This is a genomic window from Streptomyces sp. NPDC015220 (assembly GCF_043079345.1).
Taxonomy (GTDB): domain Bacteria; phylum Actinomycetota; class Actinomycetes; order Streptomycetales; family Streptomycetaceae; genus Streptomyces.
On sequence record NZ_JBIBUK010000008.1, the window covers coordinates 97,784 to 116,350 of the forward strand.

An 18,567-nucleotide genomic window follows, 5' to 3' on the forward strand; every position below is an offset into this window, starting at 1 on the left:
AGGTGTGGCCGGGGTCCGGGATGGGGAGGAACGGCAGCTGATGCTGGCAGCGATAGGTCTGGACGACAGACACGAGTCGGCGTACCGGGCGCTGGTGTCCGTGGGCGCCGCCGAGGTGCCCGATCTCGCCCGGCGGCTGACGCTCGGCGAGCGGGACACCGAACACGCCCTGCGCCGGCTGGAACGGCACGGACTCGCCGCCCAGTCCTCGGCCCGTCCCGGCCGCTGGGTCGCCGCGCCGCCCGGAGTGGCGCTGGGCGCGCTGCTCACCCAGCGGCGGCACGAACTGGAGAAGGCCGAACTGGCCGCCGCGCTGCTCGCCGAGGAGTACCGGGCGGCGGCGGCCGAGCCCGCGGTGCACGACCTGGTGGAGGTGGTCACCGGCGCCTCAGCGGTCGCGCAGCGCTTCCTCCAGCTCCAGCTCGGCGCGACCGAGGAGGTGTGCGCGCTGGTCACCGGCGACCCGGTCGTCGTCTCCGGGACGGAGAACGACGCCGAGGAGCAGGCGGCGGGCCGCGGGGTGCGCTACCGGGTGGTGGTCGAACGGGCGGTGCTGGACCAGCCGGAGGGCATCACGGAGCTGACCGCCGCGCTCGGCCGCGACGAACAGGTGCGGGTCGTCGACGAGGTGCCGACCAAGCTCGTGGTCGCCGACCGGGCGCTGGCGATGGTGCCGCTGACTACGCGTTCCGCGGAGCCGGCCGCGCTCGTCGTGCACGCCAGCGGCCTGCTGGAGCTGCTGTCCGGGCTGTTCGAGTCGGTCTGGCGGGCGGGGCTGCCGCTGCGCCTGGGGACGTCCGGCGTCACCGAGCAGGGTGCGGACGCCCCCGACGCCACCGACCTGGAGGTGCTGTCCCTGCTGCTGGCCGGTCTGACCGACGCGAGCGTCGCCAAACAGCTCGACCTGGGCCTGCGGACCGTGCAGCGCCGGGTGAAGCGGCTGATGGAGCTGGCCGGGGTGGCCACCCGGCTGCAACTGGGCTGGCACGCCTACGAACGCGGCTGGGTGGCACGGTAACGGCGGCACCGACCACCCGCTCCGCGCTCACCGGTCCGCGGACTCCGGGAGCTCCGGCAACTCCAGGGGGACGGCGGCGGCGAGCGCCCCCTCCAGGGCGAGCAGCCGCACCTTCCGTTCCAGGCCGCCCGCGTAGCCGGTGAGCGAGCCGTCGGCGCCGATCACCCGGTGGCAGGGGCGCAGCACCAGGAGGGGGTTGGCGCCGATGGCGCCGCCGACGGCGCGTACGGCGGCGCGGGAGGCGCCGATCCTCGCGGCGATCTCGCCGTACGTCGTGGTCACCCCGTACGGAACGGTGTCCAGGGCGGCCCACACCCGTTCCCGGAACTCCGTGCCGGCGCTGCTCATCGGCAGCGTGAAGTCCTTGAGTTCACCGGCGAAGTAGGCCCGAAGCTGTTCCTCGGCCGTCCGGAACGGGCCGGTATCGCGCCGCCAGCCGTCCTTGACCGTGCGCCCGCCCTTCTGGCCGGGCACGGACAGGGACGTCAGGGCGCCCGCTCCGTCGGCGGTGAGGAGCAGCGCGCCGAGGGGGCTGTCGAGCCGCGTCCAGTACGTCGTCGTTTCGGTGGTCATGGTCATCTGATCTCCAACTCCCCTGCGGCACGAAGGTGGTGCAGGGCGTACGAGCGCCAAGGGCGCCAACTGTCCGGGGCGTCCGCGTCGGGCGGGGCCACGTCGGGGTCGCCGAGGGCGCGGGTGCGGATGGCCGCGACCGTGGCGGCGTCCAGGCCGGGCAGGGCGAGCAGCGCCCGCCGCGCGTCGTCCCGGTCGGCGCCCGGGTCCAGCCGGACGGTGCCGTCGGCGAGGGCGGCTGCCAGGGCGCCCAGGGCGCCGTGCGGCTCGGCCTCGGCGAGCACGGCGGGCTCGGGGAACAGGTGGGTGAGGGTGCCGCAGGGGGCGTCCAGCGCCTTCCCGTAGCGCCGCACCAGCTCCCCCGCCGGCGCCGGGCCGACCAGTGCCCGTACCGCCGCCTCCTCCGGGTCCGCGGCGCCCGGCGAGCGCAGTCCCGGGCGGGCCGCGACCAGCGGCGCCAGCCCGCGGTCCGCGCCGAGCCGCTCGTCGACGGCGTACGGGTCGGCGTCGAGGTCGAACAGCCGCCGCAGCCGCTGCACGGCCGTGGTCAGGTCACGCGGGTCGGTCAGGTGCAGCCGGCCCTCCAGCCAGCCGCCCGGGTGGGTGCCCGGCCCGGCCCTCGGCGCTCCGGGACGTTCGTGGACGGCGACGATCCCGGTGCCGTAGGGCAGCCGCAGGGTGCGCCGGTACGTCCGGCGGCCGGGTGCGCCGTCGATCTCCTCGACGCCGGGCACGGCCTCGCGCTGGAGCAGGTCGAAGACGGGACCGGCCTGGTACGGGCCCCGGTGGGCGAGCCGCAGCGGTATCCCGGCGGTGGGTGCGGCGGCCCGGCGGTGGCGGGTGCGGGGCGCGGCGGCCCGCAGTTCGCTCGGGGTCGCCGCGTAGGCGGCGCGGATGGTGTCGTTGAACTGCCGCACACTGGCGAACCCGGCCGCGAAAGCGATCTGCGTCACCGGCAGCCGGGTGGTCTGCAGCAGGACGCGCGCGGTGTGCGCCCGCTGGGCCCGGGCCAGCGCGACGGGCCCGGCGCCGAGTTCGGCGGTGAGCTGCCGCTGCACCTGCCGCGCGCTGTAGCCGAGCCGCGCGGCGAGCCCGGAGACGCCCTCCCGGTCGATCACGCCGTCCCCGATCAGCCGCATGGCCCGTCCGACGACGTCCGCGCGCACGTTCCACCCGGCGGAGCCGGGCACCGCGTCCGGCCGGCACCGCCGGCAGGCGCGGAACCCCGCGCCCTGGGCGGCGGCGGCCGTGGCGAAGTAGCGCACGTTGTGCCGCTTCGGTGTCACGGCGGGACAGCTGGGACGGCAGTAGATGCCGGTGGTCTCGACGGCGAAGAAGAACTCCCCGTCGAACCGGCCGTCCCGGCTGCGCACCGCCTCGTACCTGCTGTCCTCGTCCATCACGCTGTCCAGTGTCCGCCCTCGCCGGGGGCGTCGCTGGCGGAAATCGGACACGGCGCTGACGACGGCAGGGATCCGCCGACGGCCCGGAGGAGCCCCACGGAGAGCCGAACCACGGAAGGGCCCCGCGCGCTGCCGGGGAACCCGGCGGGCCGCCGAGGATCCCGGGCGCCGGCCGGGGAACCCCGCGATCAGCCCAGACACTCAGCGGACCGGCCGGAGAGCCCCGCGGACCAGCCCAGGAGCCCGGCACCCGGCGCCCGGCCGAGGGGAGCCCGGCCGGGCGCCGGGCCAGGTTGCGCGGCCCGTCCGGCTAGTGCCACCGGCCCCGCTTGGCCTGCATGGCGGCGCGGCCCTCGGCGCCCTTGCGCTTCCAGTCCCGCCGGATCTCCGCGCGCACCCTCGCGTCGGTCTTGGCGGCGATCCACTGGTTCTCGCGCACCAGCTTGCGGTAGCTCTCCAGCCGGCGCTCGGGCAGCTCACCGGCGTCGATGGCGGCCAGCACCGCGCATCCGGGCTCGCTGTCGTGGCCGCAGTCCTGGAACCGGCACCGTTCGGCCAGTCCCTCGATCTCGGCGAACACCTGCCCGACCCCGTTCCCGGCGTCGTACAGGCCGACCCCGCGCAGCCCCGGCGTGTCGATCAGCACGCCGCCGCCCGGCAGGACGAGCAGGTTGCGGGTGGTGGTCGTGTGCCGGCCCTTGCCGTCGACGTCCCGGTTGTGCCGGACGTCCATCACGTCGGCGCCGATCAGCGTGTTGGCGAGGGTCGACTTGCCGGCCCCGGACTGCCCGAGCAGCACCGAGGTCCCGCCGGCCACGGTGGCGGCGAGCACGTCGAGTCCGTCCCCGGTCAGGGCGCTCACCGGCAGCACCGGCACCCCGGGCGCCGTGGTCTCCACGTCCTGGACGAGGTACGACAGTCCCACCGCGTCCGCGACGAGGTCCGCCTTGGTCAGCACGACCAGCGGCTGCGCCCCCGACTCCCAGGCCAGCGCCAGGAACCGCTCGATGCGACCGAGGTCGAGTTCGACGGCGAGGGACACCGCGACGACCGCGTGGTCCACGTTGGCGGCGAGGATCTGCCCCTCGGACCGCTTGGACGAGGTCGACCGCACGAAGGCGGTGCGCCGCGGCAGCAGCGTCCGCACATAGCGCGGATCACCGCCCTCGGGGTCGAGGGCGGCCCAGTCCCCCGTGCACACGACCCTCATGGGGTCACGGGGGACGACGAACTCGGTGTCGGCACGGACGACGCCGCCCGGTGTGACGACGTCGCACTGGCCGCGGTCGACGCGGACGACACGGCCGGGCAGGAGACCCCGCTCGGCGTGGGGGGCGAACTCGGATTCCCAGCCCGCGTCCCAGCCGTACGGGGCCAGGGGGTGGGACGAAGCGGAAGAAGCCGGAGGAGAAGAGAGGTTCAAGGGGGACCCTTCACGAGGACGGCCCCGGCTCCGCGCACGTGTGCGCCGTGGTAGAGGTCAGCCGGAGGCCACGGAGGTGGAGTGGATGGTCTTCTGGTCGCGGACAGCGCCCATCGCGGAGACAGCCATCGGTCACACCTCCCGTTCCTCGCCCGGTCGACAGCGGCGGCCGACGGCCGCCGTGCGAAGCGGTCCTCACCGTAGAGCGGTCCGCCCGCGAGTGCCACCGATTTACGCGCCCGCGCCCGCACGGCCCCGCGCCCGCCCGGCCTCGCGCCCCGCGCCCGCCCGGCCCCACTCCCCGCGCCCCGCGCCCGCCCGGCCTCGCGCCCCGCGCCCCGCGCCCGCCCGACCCCACTCCCCGCGCCCCGCGCCCGCCCGGCCTCGCGCCCCGCGCCCGCCCGACCCCACTCCCCGCGCCCCGCGCCCGCCCGGCCTCGCGCCCCGGGCGTGCGGAGGCGGCGGCCGGGCGGACGTCACGATCACCCGACGGGTCCGGGGAGTCCCCGCACGGCACGGGTGATCCACCCGCGGCCCGCCGAGTTGTGTTACGGTGGCGGAGTTGCAGTTGTGGTACCCATGAACCTATGTGCGCCTGACAGGAATGCTTTCCCTTCAGGCGCATTATTTGTTTTCCGGCATCTCCGGATGGGGCCTCTGCCTACAGAACGGAGAAGGTCATGGCACAGGGAACCGTGAAGTGGTTCAACTCTGAAAAGGGTTTCGGCTTCATCGCGCAGGACGGCGGCGGCCCCGACGTCTTCGCCCACTACTCGAACATCGCGACGCAGGGCTTCCGTGAGCTCCAGGAGGGCCAGCGGGTCTCCTTCGACGTCACGCAGGGCCAGAAGGGCCCGCAGGCGGAGAACATCGTCCCCGCCTGATCGCCGGACGCGTATCCGCTCACCGGGGTCCGCACCGTCATGGTGCGGACCCCGGTTTGTGCTGTTTCCAGGAAGGCAGAGAACCCACATGTCCCGCAGGCCCCAGAAGCCGAACCGGCGTGCCTCGTCATCTCCACCGCCCGCGTCGTCGCCGAGGGAATTCCGGCTCCCGGAGAGCACGACCCCGGCACTCCCCGGCGTGGAGGACTTCGCCGGCATGGGCCTGCCCGCGGGGCTGCTGGAGGCCCTCACCGCGCAGGGCGTCACCACCCCCTTCCCCATCCAGGCCGCCACGCTGCCCAACTCGCTCGCCGGCCGTGACCTGCTGGGACGGGGACGCACCGGCTCCGGCAAGACCCTCGCGTTCGGACTCGCGCTCCTGGCCCGCACGGCCGGACTGCGCGCGCGGTCCAAGGCGCCCCTCGTCCTCGTGCTGGTGCCCACCCGTGAACTCGCCCAGCAGGTGACCGACGCGCTGACCCCCTACGCGACGGCGGTCGGCCTCCGGCTGGCCACCGTGGTCGGCGGGCTGTCCCTCACCCGGCAGGCCGATGCGCTCCGGCGCGGCGCCGAGGTGCTCGTGGCGACCCCGGGCCGGCTCAACGACCTGGTGGAACGCGGGGACTGCGTGCTCGACCAGGTGCGCATCACCGTGCTGGACGAAGCCGACCAGATGACCGACATGGGCTTCCTGCCGCAGATCACCAAGCTGATCCGGCAGGTACGGCCCGACGGACAGCGCATGCTCTTCTCGGCCACCCTGGACCGCAACATCGACCGCCTGGTGCAGCAGTTCCTGAGCGACCCCGTGGTGCACTCCGTGGACCCGTCCGCGGGGGCGGTGACCACCATGGAGCACCATGTGCTCCACGTCCAGGACGAGACCGACAAGAAGGCGGTCACCACGCGCATCGCGGCCCGTGACGGCCGGGTCATCCTGTTCCTCGACACCAAGAGGTCCGCCGACCGGCTCGCCAAACGGCTCCTGTCCGTCGGTGTCCGCGCGGCGGCGCTGCACGGAGGCCGCTCCCAGCCGCAGCGCAACCGCACCCTGGAACAGTTCAAGAACGGCCAGGTCACCGCGCTGGTGGCGACGAACGTCGCGGCCCGGGGCATACACGTCGACGACCTCGACCTCGTCGTGAACGTCGATCCGCCCACCGACCACAAGGACTACCTGCACCGGGGCGGACGCACGGCCCGCGCCGGCAGTTCCGGCAGTGTGGTCACTCTGGTCCTGCCCGAGCAGAAACGGGACGTCACCCGGCTCATGTCGGACGCGGGCGTCCGCCCCCGAACGGCCCGCGTCAGGTCGAGCGACGCGGAACTGGCCACCATCACCGGCGCCCGCGAGCCTTCCGGTGTGCCCGTCACCATCGAGATCCCCCAGCCGGCGGCTCCGGCGGCGGCCCGCCCGGACCGGAAGGCCGGCACCGAGCGCGGCAGGCGGTCCGGCCGCCGACGCCGAACCGGCGGCGGCCCCGGAGCGGTGACGGATGCCGCCCCGGTGACGGCCGGCCGCGGCTCGGGCCCCCGGGCCACCACCGGGACGACGGCGACCGGTCGCACCTCCGCGGCCGGCGGGCGCGGCTCCGCGCCCCGCGCGAAAGCGGCCGGGGCCGCGGGTGCCGTCGGGGCGGGCGGCCGCGGCGGCGACCGCCGAGCCGCGGCCGGTACGGCGAACGGCGCCCCGGCCGGCAAGGACGCCCGCGGATCCCGTCGGCGTACGACGGCCGACGGCGCCAAGGGCGGCTCCGGTGGCCGCGGCGGCGACCGTCGAGGCGGCCGCCGCACCACGGCCGGCCAGTAGCCGCGACCGGCCCTCGTCCCGGCCGGAGCGGGAGAACGGGCGCGAGGAGGGCCGCGGAGGCGCGGGCGGGCGAGGAGAATCCTCGACGAGGGCTGCTCACCCGCCGCGCGGCGCCTTGGGCGTGGCGTCGGACCGGGCCGAGCGCGGCCGGTCGCGGGCGGCCTCCCGAGCAGGCCGGCCGTACCGCGGGTGTCGGTGCGGGCGGGGATCATCGAGGGGTCGGGGCGTGGCGGCAGGTGGTCGACGTCGTCCCGAACCGGGACGTACAGTACCCCCAGGGGTATTTCGCGAGGAGTGATCGTGGATCTGGAGCTCGAGGGCAACGACCTCAAGGCCGTGCTGAACCGGCTGCGCCGCGCGCAGGGCCAGATCTCCGGGGTGATCCGGATGATCGAGGAGGGACGGGACTGCGAGGAGGTCGTCACACAACTCGCCGCCGCCTCCCGTGCCCTGGACCGCGCCGGTTTCGCCATCATCGCCACCGGCCTGCAGAAGTGCGTGGCCGACATCGAGTCCGGCCGGACGAACGGCGAGGACGCCGCGCTGGTCCGGGCCCGTATGGAGAAGTTGTTCCTGTCGCTGGCGTGAGGGCGGGCGGCCGCCGGGTCCGTCGGGTCGACGGACCCGGCGCACCCGGCACACACCGCGCCGCCGCCCCATCGCCCCACCGCCCCGACTCCGGGACCGCCGCCCCGCCGTGCGCCGTCCCCTGACGGTCGGCGCCGTCCCCTGACGGTCGGCGGCGTCCCCTGCCGGTCGGTGTCGTCGCCGGGCTGTCGCCGCGGGGCCGAAGGTCCCCGTCCGCGGGCCCTGCGGCCCGTGGCCCGCCCCGGCCCGCGAACGCAGTCTGTAGGCAGCGGTCCGCGTCCGACACGGGATCGAGGGAGAACGAAGGAGTGGCAGCGATGACGTCCACCACGACGCTGACCGGAGCACTGCCGGCGGAACACCGCGCTCGGCTGACCGGTCTCGCCCGCGAGGTGTCCTTCGAGATCGGCACCCGGCTGTTCGACGAGGGCCGGCACGCCGACCGGTTCTGGATCGTCCGGACCGGGACGGTCGCCCTCGACCTGCACGTCCCCGGCCGGCGGGCCGCCGTGATCGAATCGCTGGGCCACGGCGAACTGGTCGGCTGTTCCTGGCACTTCCCCCCGTACGTCTGGCAGTTGGGCGCCGAGGCCGTGACCCCGGTACGGGCGTTCGAGTTCGACGCGGACACCGTGCGGACCCTGTGCGCGCGGGACCCCGAGTTCGGCCGCGCGGTCGCCTGCTGGGTCGGCCGGGTGGCCGCCCACCGGCTGCACGCCGCCCGGGTCCGGCTGCTGGACCTGTACGCCCCCTACGGCAGCGGATGCCGGTGAGCGGGAGCGGCCCGGAGCCGCTCGGCGACCGGGCCGCCGACCGGGTGCGTCCCACGGTTCGGCCGGGGTGATCCGGCGGCCCGTCAACCGGGCGGGGCGATCCGCGCCCACAGGGTGCGCCGACCGCCCGCCCACGGTGCGGAGAACACCTGTTCCTCCAGCCGGCGCACCTCTTCCGGGCCGGTGACGGCCTGCGCCGGTCCGGCCGGGAGCACGCTCCGGCCCCGGTTCGGCGCGCCGCCCCCGGCCGCCTCCGGTGCCGACGGGCGGGGCCGCGGACCAGGAGCCCCGCCCGCCGGGCAGGAGGCCCGCGCCGGGCGGGCCGCCCCGGTCCCTCCTCAGCCGTCCCAGGACCAGTCGGCGACCTCGGGCAGGTCCACTCCGTGCTCGCGGATCCAGGCGTGGTGGCGCAGCCTGGTGTCCTCCATCCGCTGGCGTACGGCCGCGGCGCGCACCCCGAGGCCCGGGACGCGGTCGATGACGTCCATGACCAGGCGGTAGCGGTCGAGGTCGTTGCTGACGACCATGTCGAACGGCGTGGTGGTGGTGCCGATCTCCTTGTAGCCGCGCACATGCAGGTGGCGGTGGCCGGCGCGCCGGTAGGCGAGGCGGTGGATCAGCCACGGGTAGCCGTGGTAGGCGAAGATCACCGGCTTGTCGGTGGTGAACAGGCCGTCGTACTCGAAGTCGCTCATGCCGTGCGGGTGCTCCTCGGCGGGCAGCAGCCGGGCGATGTCGACCACGTTGACCACGCGCACGGCCAGCTCGGGCAGGTGGCGCCGCAGCAACTGGGCGGCGGCCAGCACCTCCTGGGTCGGCACGTCGCCGGCGCAGCCCAGCACGACATCGGGCTCCCGGGTGCCGTCCTCGGTGCCCGCCCAGTCCCAGACGCCCGCACCGCGTGCGCAGTGCACCGTGGCCTGCTCCATGGAGAGCCAGTCGAAGGACGGCTGCTTGCCGGCGACGATGACGTTGACGTAGTCGCGGCTGCGCAGCGCGTGGTCGGCCACGGAGAGCAGCGTGTTGGCGTCCGGCGGGAAGTAGACGCGGACGGCTTCCGGGCTCTTGTTGAGGATGTGGTCGACGAAGCCGGGATCCTGGTGGGAGAAGCCGTTGTGGTCCTGGCGCCACACGTGCGAGGTGAGCAGGTAGTTGAGGGAGGCGACGGGGGCGCGCCAGGGCAGCCGCCGGGTGGTGCGCAGCCACTTGATGTGCTGGTTGACCATGGAGTCGACGATGTGCACGAACGCCTCGTAGCAGGAGAACAGTCCGTGCCGGCCGGTGAGCAGGTAGCCCTCCAGCCAGCCCTGGCAGGTGTGTTCGGAGAGGATCTCCATCACCCGGCCGTGCGGGTCGAGGTGTTCGTCGACGTCGAGGGTCCTGGCCTGCCAGGCCTTGCCGCTGGCCGCGTACACGGACTGGAGGCGGTTGGAGGCGGTCTCGTCGGGGCCGACGAGGCGGAAGTCCCGTCGGCCGGCGGTGGCCTGCATGACGTCCTTGAGCAGATCGCCGAGGACGCGGGTGGGTTCGTGCAGGCCGGCGCCGGGCTTGTCGACCGCGACGGCGTGCTTGTCCAGCGGGGGCAGGGGCAGTTCGCGCAGCAGGAGCCCGCCGTTGGCGTGCGGGGTGGCGCCGAGCCGGCGGGTGCCGTGCGGGATGCCGGACAGTACGGCCGCGCGCGGGGCGCCGTGCTCGTCGAACAGTTCCTCGGGCCGGTAGGAACGCAGCCACGCCTCCAGTTGCCGCAGGTGCTCGGGGTTGTCCCGGACGGCGGCGAGCGGGACCTGGTGGGCGCGCCAGGTGCCTTCCACGGGCAGGCCGTCGACCTCGGCCGGTCCGGTCCAGCCCTTGGGGGTGCGCAGCACGATCATCGGCCAGCGGGGCCGTTCGGCGGCCCCCTCCTCGCGGGCGGCCCGCTGGACGGCGGCGATGCGGTCCAGGGCGGTGTCCATGGCCTGCGCCATGGCGCGGTGGACGGCGGCCGGGTCGTCGCCCGTGACGTGGAGGGGGTCGTGGCCGTAGCCCCTCAGCAGGTCGTCGAGTTCGGCCTCGGGGAGCCGGGCCAGGACCGTCGGGTTGGCGATCTTGTAGCCGTTGAGGTGCAGGATCGGCAGGACGGCGCCGTCGTCGACCGGGTCGAGGAACTTGTTGGAGTGCCAGGACGCGGCCAGCGGGCCGGTCTCCGCCTCGCCGTCGCCGATGACGCAGGCCACGACCAGATCGGGGTTGTCGAACGCGGCGCCGTAGGCGTGGGAGAGCGCGTAGCCGAGCTCGCCGCCCTCGTGGATGGAGCCGGGCGTCTCGGGGGCGACGTGGCTGGGCACCCCGCCGGGGAACGAGAACTGCTTGAACAGCCGCGCCATGCCGGCCGCGTCCCGGGTGACGTCCGGGTACGTCTCCGTGTACGTGCCCTCCAGCCAGGAGTTGGCCAGTACGGCGGGGCCGCCGTGGCCGGGGCCCCAGATGCACAGGGCGTTCAGGTCGCGGGCGCTGATGACGCGGTTGAGGTGCGTGTGGACCAGGTTGAGGCCGGGCGAGGTGCCCCAGTGGCCGAGCAGCCGCGGCTTGACGTGCTCCGGGCGCAGCGGCTCGGTCAGCAGCGGATTGGCCATCAGGTAGATCTGACCGACGGCGAGGTAGTTCGCTGCACGCCAGTGGGCGTCCAGGCCGGCGAGCTCCTCGTCCGTGAGTCCGGCGGGCGCCTGCTGGGTCTCGGCGGACATCGAGGTTCCTTCCTGGTGGGAAGCGGCGACGAAGGTGCTGCGAGCGCGTGCCCCGTGGCACACCCACGTGGCACACCCTCCACCTTCCGGTGGCCGCCCGGGTACCCGACAGGGCCGTTCGGGTCACCCTCCGGGACCGGGCGGCCGGACCGCACCCCGCGACGACTGCGCACGCACCGGCCCCCGAGGCCGGACCGCGGGCCGACACCCGGGCTGGATCCCGGGCCACCGCCGGGTGGGGCGCGCTCCGTGGGCCCGGGGCCTCCTCGTCGGTGGGCGATGGGGCGTACGGGAGCCGTACGCCGTGGGGCCGCGGCGGCGGCGCGCGTCGGACCGCGGGGCGCCCCGGCACGGCGCCGCCACCACGCGCGTCCGGAGCGGGCCGTGGGAGGCGCGCGCTCGGGCCGTGGGGGACGCGCGGTCAGGACGTGGGAGGCGCGCGGTCAGGCCGTGGGGCAGCCGTGCCCGTTGAGGGTGAAGTCGTACGCCGCGGAGTTCCTGCCGTGCCAGGAGCCGGTGAAACCGAAGGAGAGGGAGCCGCCCGCGGGCACGGACCCGTTGTAGCCGGCGGCGGTGGCGGTGACCCTGGAGCCGTTCTGGGCGACGGACGCGTCCCACATCTGGCCGACGTGCTGGCCGTCGCGGAAGGACCAGGCCACCCGCCAGGCGTCCAGGGACCGGCCGGTGGTGACGGTGACGGTGGCCTGGAAGCCGTCGGTCCACTGGCTGACGACGTCGTAGCGGACCCGGCAGGCCGCCGGTTCGCCGGTGGCCCGGCCGGTCGCGTCCCCGCCGTCGGCGGTCGGCGAGGAGGCGCCCTGCGGTTCCGGGGCGGGGTCGTCGCGGTCGCCGTCCGGCGCCGTACCGCCCGTGGACGGCTGCCGGGGTGCGGGGGTGGACGCCGGGGTCGTGCCCGGGTGCCGGTCCGCGCCGGGGTCCGGGTCCGGCGAGGGAACGGCGGACGGCAGGAGGACGCCGGGGTCGGCGACCGGCTGCCGTCCGGCGTCGCCCTGGGCGGTGTCGCCCGCCGAGCCGCCGAACGGCATCAGGGACACGGTCAGCGCCAGCGCGGACAGCGCGACGGCCGCCGCGAGCAGGCTGCCGCGCACCACTCGGGCCCGGCCCGCGCCGTCCTCCCGCGGCTCGCCGCTCTCCGTCCCGGCCGCGGGGCGGCTCGCGCCCAGGCGCGCCTCGGCGGCCCGGCGGCGGCGCTCCAGGTAGGCGAGGCCGCCCCAGCCGATCACACCGCCGGCCAGCGCGGCGGGCAGCCCGCCGCCGTGCAGCCGCAGGCAGGCGGCGGCCTCCGCGCACTCCGCGCAGGTGGCCAGGTGCCGGGAGAGGTCCTCGGGGGCCTCGGCGGCGGGGGCGGACCGGGCGACCGCGTCCAGCAGCCGGGCGTAGCTGCGGCACCCCGCGTCCATCGGGGTGTCGAGGTGGTTGCGGTGGCAGCGGTCCCGGAACAGGACCCGCACCTGTTCCAGTTCCCCGGAGACGGCCGCCGGGTCGAGGCCGAGCCGGCGGGCCACCACGGCCGGCGGCAGCGCCTCCACCTCGGTCAGCCACAGCAGCGCGGCGTCCGCCTCCTGAAGGTCCCGCAGGGCGCGCAGCGCCAGCGGGCGGTGCGGCGGCGGGCCGGGGTAACGGGCGGCCCTGTCGGAATTGAGCCACAGCCGCAGATCCGGATCGAGCCGGTGGCCCAGGCCCTCGGTCTCCCAGGACGCGGCAGTGGTGCGCACCGCGGTCAGCATCAGCGGGATGGCGGGCAGCCGGGGCGTACGACGGCCCCGGGCCGCGGCGTCGCCGGCGGAGCGCAGGTCCCGCACGCCGAGCGCGAACGCCTCCGTGGCCAGTCGGTGCGCCGCGGTGGAACCGGCCGTGCACAGGTCGGCGTAGGAGAGCACCGCGTCCCAGCACTCGGTGGCCAGCGCGGCCTCGGTGGCGTCCTGGGGGCTCGGCTGGTCGGGCATGGCTCTCCTGCGTCCACGGGCGAGAGGCAACTGGCGGCGCGAGAGGAGCAGTTGGGTGAGCGTCTCGGCGGAGCCCGAGCCTTTCACGCCTTCTGCACAACTGACAAGGCTCGCCCTCGGATGCCGTGACGCGGACCGGGTCACCCGGCTCCGCTCCGTGATGCGGACCGGCGCCGCCCCCGGCTCACGGTGTCCGGAAACCTACACCGTCCCCGGCCCGTTCGCGCCTCCCGCGCACCCTTCCCGCGCTCCTGCGCCTCTTCCGCCCTTCGAGCCTCCTCAGCCCTTCCCGCGCACCGCCCCCTACGCGCTCTCGGCCGCCGTCTGCTTCACTCCCCCGCCCGTCGCGTCGCCGGCCGTCTCGTCCGCCGGGAGGCTGTCCATGAAGGAGCTGACCGAGAAGACCGCGCGGCCCGGTCCGGGCGGGCCGTAGCCGGGGGGCGAGGAGAGGCCGAAGTCGTCCATGGTGGCGCGGTAGGCCTCCAGCAGCCGGATGTGGTACTCCAGCGGTGCGCCCTGCGGGTTGGCCTTCCCCAGCGGGGTGGTGGGCTCCGGGCACCAGGTGGTGAAGCGGGGCGTGATGCCGTGCGACATGAAGAAGCGCAGGCCCTCGGTGGTGGACGCGATGGCCTCGTCGACGGTGGTGAAGCCGAACGGCTCGGCCATCTCCACGCCCGCCACGAAGTTCGGGATGACGTTGCGCGCGCCGAAGACGTCGGCGGAGTCGAGGATGCGCCGGTGCCACTCGTCCCGGCCGACGTAGCGCTCCTTGCCGGGGCAGTACAGCTCGAACAGACGGCGGTCCCACACCTCGAAGTTGGGGTGGTAGATCTGCACGCCGTAGTCCTTGAACCGCTGCACGTCCGGCTTCGGCAGCGCCTGCGCGACGACCTTGCCGATCCAGCGGCCGGGGAAGCGCTCCTCGATGGCCTTGGCGTAGTGGCCGTAGAAGTCGGCCTCGTCGCGCCCGGCGACCGTCTTGGTGATGGCGCCGCCGGTGAGGGTGTAGGCGGTCGACGCCTTCTGGGTGTCGTACCGGTCGATGATCTCCAGGGCCTCGAGGACCTCCTCGACGTCCTTCACCCCCGTGTACGGCCGGCCGGCCGCCTTGTGCTGGCGCCAGTTGTGGTTGATGTCGCAGTACTGGCACTCCTCCTTGGCGCCGAAGTACTGGCACACCCGGAAGACGGTGAGGTAGATCAGATAGCCCCACTGGATGGTGGGGGCCACCTCCATCACGGACTTCCCGTTGGAGAGGGTGTGCCGGTAGTACTCGGGCATGGGCGGCACACCGACGTCGGCGATCCGCTTCCCGTCGAGGTAGAGCCCGAGCACCCCCTCCTCGTCGGCGGCCACCCGGTACGGCGAGGCGGGGTTCACCCGCACGGAGACCACGGTGCGCCGAAGGTCGTAGGGGCCGCCGGTGAGGATGATCTCCTCCGGCGGGCGGCGCAGCGCCGCCTCGCCCAGCTCCGGCAGGGTGCCGTGGTCGAAGGAGAAGATGAAGTACGACTTCGGCTTGACCTCGCCGCCCTCGTTGTCACTGAGCGCGGAGGGGTCGAAGGCCACCCCACCCCGCAGCAGGTCCTCCTTGAAGACCGCTTCCCGCGGCACATGCGGGAAGCGCTCCATCAGATCCTCGACCAGCGCGGTACGGCTGCCCATCCCGTCTCTCCTCCCGGCTCGTACGTACGACTCCTCACGGTATGCCCCCGCCCGGGGACCGGCCGTGCCGGGTCCCCCTACGGGCACGCGACACGACCCGCCGACATTAGTATTGTCACTTTACAAATTCCGGCAGACCGCCGGTCGTCGGATGGGCTCCCCCGCGGTACGGGCGGAGCCCGGCGACACCCATGGGGAGGTACGACGACATGACCGGGACCGTCACCAACTGGGCCGGCAACATCACCTACACCGCCGGTGAGGTGCGCCGGCCGGAGTCGGCCGGGGCGCTGCGGGCACTGGTCGCCGCCAGCGCGAAGGTGCGCGCCCTGGGCAGCGGGCACTCCTTCAACGAGATCGCCGACCCGGGAGCCGACGGCGTACTGCTCTCGACGGCCGCGCTGCCGCCCGAGGTGGACGTCGACACGTCTGCGCGCACCGTCCGGGTCGGCGGCGGGGTCCGGTACGCGGAGCTGGCCCGGCGGGTACACGCGCACGGGCTGGCGCTGCCCAACATGGCCTCCCTGCCGCACATCTCGGTGGCCGGCTCGGTGGCGACCGGCACCCACGGCTCGGGCGTGACGAACGGGCCGCTCGCCTCGGCCGTGCGCGAGGTGGAGCTGGTCACGGCGGACGGATCGACGGTGACGATCGCACGCGGGGACGCCCGGTTCGACGGGGCGGTCACCTCCCTCGGCGCGCTCGGGATCGTCACCGCGCTCACCCTGGACCTGGAACCGGCCTTTGGGGTGGAGCAGCACCTGTTCACGGAACTGCCGCTGGACGGGCTGGACTTCGAGGCCGTGGCGGGTGCCGCGTACAGCGTCAGCCTGTTCACCGACTGGCGGGACCCTGGCTTCCGGCAAGTGTGGCTGAAGCGGCGCACCGACCAGCCGCTGCCCCGCTTCCCGTGGGCGGTGCCCGCGAAGGTCGCGCTGCACCCGGTGCCCGGGATGCCCGCGGAGAACTGCACCGAGCAGCTCGGCGTGCCCGGACCGTGGCACGAGCGGCTGCCGCACTTCCGCGCGGAGTTCACCCCGAGCAGCGGCGCCGAGCTCCAGTCGGAGTACCTGCTGCCGCGCGAGCACGCGCTCGACGCGCTGCACGCGGTGCGCCTCGTCCGGGAGAGCGTCGCCCCGGTGCTCCAGATCTGCGAGGTGCGCACCGTCGCCGCCGACCCGCAGTGGCTGAGCCCGAGCCACGCCCGGGACACGGTCGCGCTGCACTTCACCTGGATCGACGATGTGGCGGCCGTGCTGCCGGTGGTGCGGCGGCTGGAAGAGGTGCTGGACGCCTTCGGCCCGCGCCCCCACTGGGGCAAGGTGTTCGCCGTGCCGGCCGCCGCGCTGCGCGGGCGGTATCCGCGGCTGGACGACTTCCGGGCCCTGGTGGGCGAGCTGGACCCGGCGGGGAAGTTCACCAACGCGTTCGTAGGAGACCTGCTCGGCGGCTGACCCGCCCGGCCGGCCTTCCTCCGGCCCCCTCACCGGATCACACCGCCCGCGCGCCCCGGATCCCACGGCCCGCGCGCCCCGGATCCCACGGCCCGCGCGCCCCGGGGCCGCCGGCTCGCGGCCCGGGCGGGGCGCGCCGGTACGACGACGGTCCGCGCCCGGTGGTGCGGCGGCGGTCCGAGCGGCCGCCGTCCCGGCCGGGTGGAAGTCGTGGGACAAGGCCGTCGAGGCCCTGCGCACGGCACTCACCCACTGGCCCCGCGAGGCGGCGTCCACGCGTTGAGCGGGCGCCGGCCCCGTCGCCGGCCCCGGTCAGTCTCCGGCGCCGCTGAGCGCCTGCACCTCCTGGTACGAGGGAGCCGCGCCCCGCGGGACTCGGCCGGCCGCGACATCGGTCATGGTCTCCACGGCGGCGCCGAGCGCCCGCCGGTACAGCAGCGAGCCGAGGCTGACCCGGCGTACGCCGAGGTCCGCGAGCTGGGCGACGGTGGGGCCGGCCGGCGCGTAGAGGACGTTGAGGGGCACCTCGACGCGTTCGACCAGGGCGGCGATCGGTTCCGGGTCGCCGAGTCCGGGCACGAACACGCCGTCGGCGCCCGCCTGCTGGTAGGCGTCGAGGCGGCTCAGCGTCTCCGTCACCGTTTCGGGGCGGCCCAGCCAGTACGTGTCCGTACGGGCGTTGACGAACAGGCCGGGCACGGCGGCCTTGACGGCGGCGATCTTCGCGGCGTGCCGCCCGGTCGGTCCGCAGCCGTCCTCCAGGTTGACGCCGACCGCACCGGCCTCCCACAACTCGCGTGCGAAGTGCGCCACTTCGTCCGGATCGTCGCTGAACCCGCCCTCCGCGTCGACGGAGAGGCAGAACGGCTGCGAGCCGAGCGCGAGCGCGAGCCGGAGGGTGTGCTCGCGGGTCGCGGCGGCTCCGTCGGGCAGCCCGGCGGAGGCGGCCACCCCGAGACTGGTGGTGCCCACGGCCGGGAAGCCGGCGGCGGCGAGGGCCAGGGCGGAGGCGTGGTCCCAGGCGTTGGGCAGCAACAGGGGTGACCCGGCGTGGTGCAGGTCGGCGAAGGCCGTCATGACCGGCCGCCCACGGCGTCGGCGCGGACGGCGGGCCCGGCGGGGTGACGGACGGGTTCGCCGGAGTCCCGGCCCCCGCCCGGTGAGTGGCCGGGTCGTCCCGCGGCGGGCGCGTCCGGCCGGCCGGCCGGGATCCGGGCGGGGGTGTCGTGCGTGGTCTCGCTCATACCGGCAACGCTAGGAGCCGATCACTTCGGCGCCGGCCGAAGTGTCGCCGGCGGCCCCGGTCGTCAGTCCTTCCGTTCCCCCGCGCTGCGCTCCACGCAGAACTCGTTGCCCTCCGGGTCGGCGAGCACCGCCCATCCGGTGCCGTCCGGGTTGCGGCGGTCGTCGACCAGTGCGGCGCCGAGGCCGAGCAGCCGCTCGACCTCCTCGTCGCGGGTGCGGTCCTGCGGTTGCAGGTCGAGGTGGATGCGGTTCTTGACCGTCTTGGTGTCCGGCACGGCGATGAAGAGCAGGCCGGCGCCCTCGATCAGCGCCTCCTCGTAGCCCGGCCCGCAGTCCTCGTGCACGGGCAGGCCGAGGACCTGCGACCAGAAACCGGCCAGCGCGTAGGCGTCGGCGGAGTCGATCGTCACATGGCGAATGGCTGAAGTCATGCGGGGATTGTGCCAGGGCCGCCCGAGACGGTGAGCCGGAAGCGCGCGGCGGGTCCCGTGACCCAGTACACGCTCAACTCGTTCGCGGTGACGGTTGCTTCGGCATTCTGGACCTCCTCCACCACGACCGGCACCAGGGCCGCGAGGGGCACGGCGTCCGGTTCCCCGGTGAGCCGGACGAGGGCGAGGGCGACGACGAGCGTCGCGCCCTTCACCGCCGAGCCCGCCGGCTCCCGCGGCGCCCCGGGCACCCGGCCCCGGACCCCCGGCTCGGTGCGTGCCCGACTCGGTGACTGCGACCGCTGCTTTCGGATGCCGCTCCGTCTCCGGCCGCGGATCCGACAGGTCCTGCGCGGGGGCGAGTTCGGCTCGTACGCCCGCAGCCGCGGCCACCCGGTGATCGGCACCGGTGCACCGGGGGCCGCGCCCGCCACCGGATGGGCGCGCACCGCCACCGCGCCGCGGGCCGAGGCCGCGGCCGGGCGGCGGCAGCCACGTCGGCGGCGGTTCCCTTCCGGCGCGGGCCTGGGGCGCCCCGGTTCCGGACGGGGCGCCCCAGGGGCTCATCCGTGTGCGTTCGTTCGACCGTGCCCTCCCCCACGTACCCTGC

16 protein-coding genes are annotated in these 18,567 nt (G+C 75.0%); 6 read left to right on the forward strand and 10 right to left on the reverse strand.

Going from position 1 to position 18,567, the window contains the following annotated elements; translation table 11 throughout:
- The first annotated feature begins 40 nt into the window (after window positions 1–40).
- Window positions 41–1,018 (forward strand): helix-turn-helix transcriptional regulator, encoded by a 978-nt coding sequence (locus ACF061_RS18630; protein WP_392267964.1) that lies wholly within the window; start codon window positions 41–43, stop codon window positions 1,016–1,018.
- Between the two features lie 27 nt (window positions 1,019–1,045).
- Here ACF061_RS18630 and ACF061_RS18635 read toward each other — a convergent pair whose 3' ends face one another.
- From ACF061_RS18635 to rsgA, 3 genes are all read right to left on the reverse strand, one after another.
- Window positions 1,046–1,597, reverse strand: coding sequence for a methylated-DNA--[protein]-cysteine S-methyltransferase (locus ACF061_RS18635; protein WP_392267965.1), 552 nt, complete (start codon window positions 1,595–1,597; stop codon window positions 1,046–1,048).
- Window positions 1,594–2,991, reverse strand: a complete 1,398-nt coding sequence (locus ACF061_RS18640) for a DNA-3-methyladenine glycosylase 2 family protein (protein WP_392268128.1) — start codon at window positions 2,989–2,991, stop codon at window positions 1,594–1,596. Before ACF061_RS18640 ends, ACF061_RS18635 begins: the two co-directional genes overlap by 4 nt.
- Before the next feature lie 313 nt (window positions 2,992–3,304).
- Window positions 3,305–4,417, reverse strand: a complete 1,113-nt coding sequence (gene rsgA, locus ACF061_RS18645; RefSeq protein WP_392267966.1) for a ribosome small subunit-dependent GTPase A — start codon at window positions 4,415–4,417, stop codon at window positions 3,305–3,307.
- A gap of 680 nt (window positions 4,418–5,097) precedes the next feature.
- Between rsgA and ACF061_RS18650 the strand changes: the two genes are divergently transcribed.
- From ACF061_RS18650 to ACF061_RS18665, 4 genes are all read left to right on the forward strand, one after another.
- Complete coding sequence (locus tag ACF061_RS18650; RefSeq protein WP_020943502.1) at window positions 5,098–5,301, forward strand: cold-shock protein; 204 nt, start codon at window positions 5,098–5,100, stop codon at window positions 5,299–5,301.
- 88 nt (window positions 5,302–5,389) lie between these two features.
- Complete coding sequence (locus ACF061_RS18655; RefSeq protein WP_392267967.1) at window positions 5,390–7,111, forward strand: DEAD/DEAH box helicase; 1,722 nt, start codon at window positions 5,390–5,392, stop codon at window positions 7,109–7,111.
- A 300-nt stretch (window positions 7,112–7,411) separates the two neighbouring features.
- On the forward strand, window positions 7,412–7,699 hold the full coding sequence (locus tag ACF061_RS18660) for a metal-sensitive transcriptional regulator (protein WP_392267968.1): 288 nt from the start codon (window positions 7,412–7,414) through the stop codon (window positions 7,697–7,699).
- A 317-nt stretch (window positions 7,700–8,016) separates the two neighbouring features.
- A complete protein-coding gene (locus tag ACF061_RS18665) occupies window positions 8,017–8,472 on the forward strand; it encodes a Crp/Fnr family transcriptional regulator (protein WP_392267969.1) in 456 nt (151 codons plus the stop codon).
- 338 nt (window positions 8,473–8,810) lie between these two features.
- On the opposite strand, the gene ACF061_RS18670 is transcribed toward ACF061_RS18665, so the two are convergent.
- From ACF061_RS18670 to ACF061_RS18680, 3 genes are all read right to left on the reverse strand, one after another.
- Complete coding sequence (locus ACF061_RS18670) at window positions 8,811–11,195, reverse strand: phosphoketolase (protein WP_392267970.1); 2,385 nt, start codon at window positions 11,193–11,195, stop codon at window positions 8,811–8,813.
- Window positions 11,196–11,638: 443 nt separating this feature from the next.
- A complete protein-coding gene (locus tag ACF061_RS18675; RefSeq protein WP_392267971.1) occupies window positions 11,639–13,162 on the reverse strand; it encodes a cellulose binding domain-containing protein in 1,524 nt (507 codons plus the stop codon).
- Window positions 13,163–13,465: 303 nt separating this feature from the next.
- Window positions 13,466–14,827 (reverse strand): radical SAM protein, encoded by a 1,362-nt coding sequence (locus tag ACF061_RS18680; protein WP_392267972.1) that lies wholly within the window; start codon window positions 14,825–14,827, stop codon window positions 13,466–13,468.
- Window positions 14,828–15,036: 209 nt separating this feature from the next.
- Between ACF061_RS18680 and ACF061_RS18685 the strand changes: the two genes are divergently transcribed.
- The gene (locus ACF061_RS18685) at window positions 15,037–16,281 is read left to right on the forward strand and encodes an FAD-binding protein (protein ID WP_392267973.1); all 1,245 of its coding nucleotides are present in this window, start codon (window positions 15,037–15,039) and stop codon (window positions 16,279–16,281) included.
- 312 nt (window positions 16,282–16,593) lie between these two features.
- Here ACF061_RS18685 and ACF061_RS18690 read toward each other — a convergent pair whose 3' ends face one another.
- The 4 genes from ACF061_RS18690 to ACF061_RS18705 all read right to left on the reverse strand — a co-directional run bounded on the left by ACF061_RS18690 (window position 16,594) and on the right by ACF061_RS18705 (window position 18,208).
- Window positions 16,594–17,358 (reverse strand): isocitrate lyase/phosphoenolpyruvate mutase family protein, encoded by a 765-nt coding sequence (locus tag ACF061_RS18690; protein WP_392267974.1) that lies wholly within the window; start codon window positions 17,356–17,358, stop codon window positions 16,594–16,596.
- Window positions 17,355–17,525 carry a hypothetical protein gene (locus tag ACF061_RS18695; protein ID WP_392267975.1) on the reverse strand — a complete coding sequence of 57 codons (171 nt, stop codon included), beginning with the start codon at window positions 17,523–17,525 and terminating at the stop codon, window positions 17,355–17,357. The genes ACF061_RS18690 and ACF061_RS18695 overlap by 4 nt, the downstream gene beginning before the upstream one ends.
- 63 nt (window positions 17,526–17,588) lie before the next feature.
- Entirely contained in the window at window positions 17,589–17,957 is a 369-nt protein-coding gene (locus ACF061_RS18700; protein ID WP_392267976.1) for a VOC family protein, read from the reverse strand.
- The gene (locus tag ACF061_RS18705; protein WP_392267977.1) at window positions 17,954–18,208 is read right to left on the reverse strand and encodes a hypothetical protein; all 255 of its coding nucleotides are present in this window, start codon (window positions 18,206–18,208) and stop codon (window positions 17,954–17,956) included. Before ACF061_RS18705 ends, ACF061_RS18700 begins: the two co-directional genes overlap by 4 nt.
- Between the last annotated feature and the right edge of the window lie 359 nt (window positions 18,209–18,567).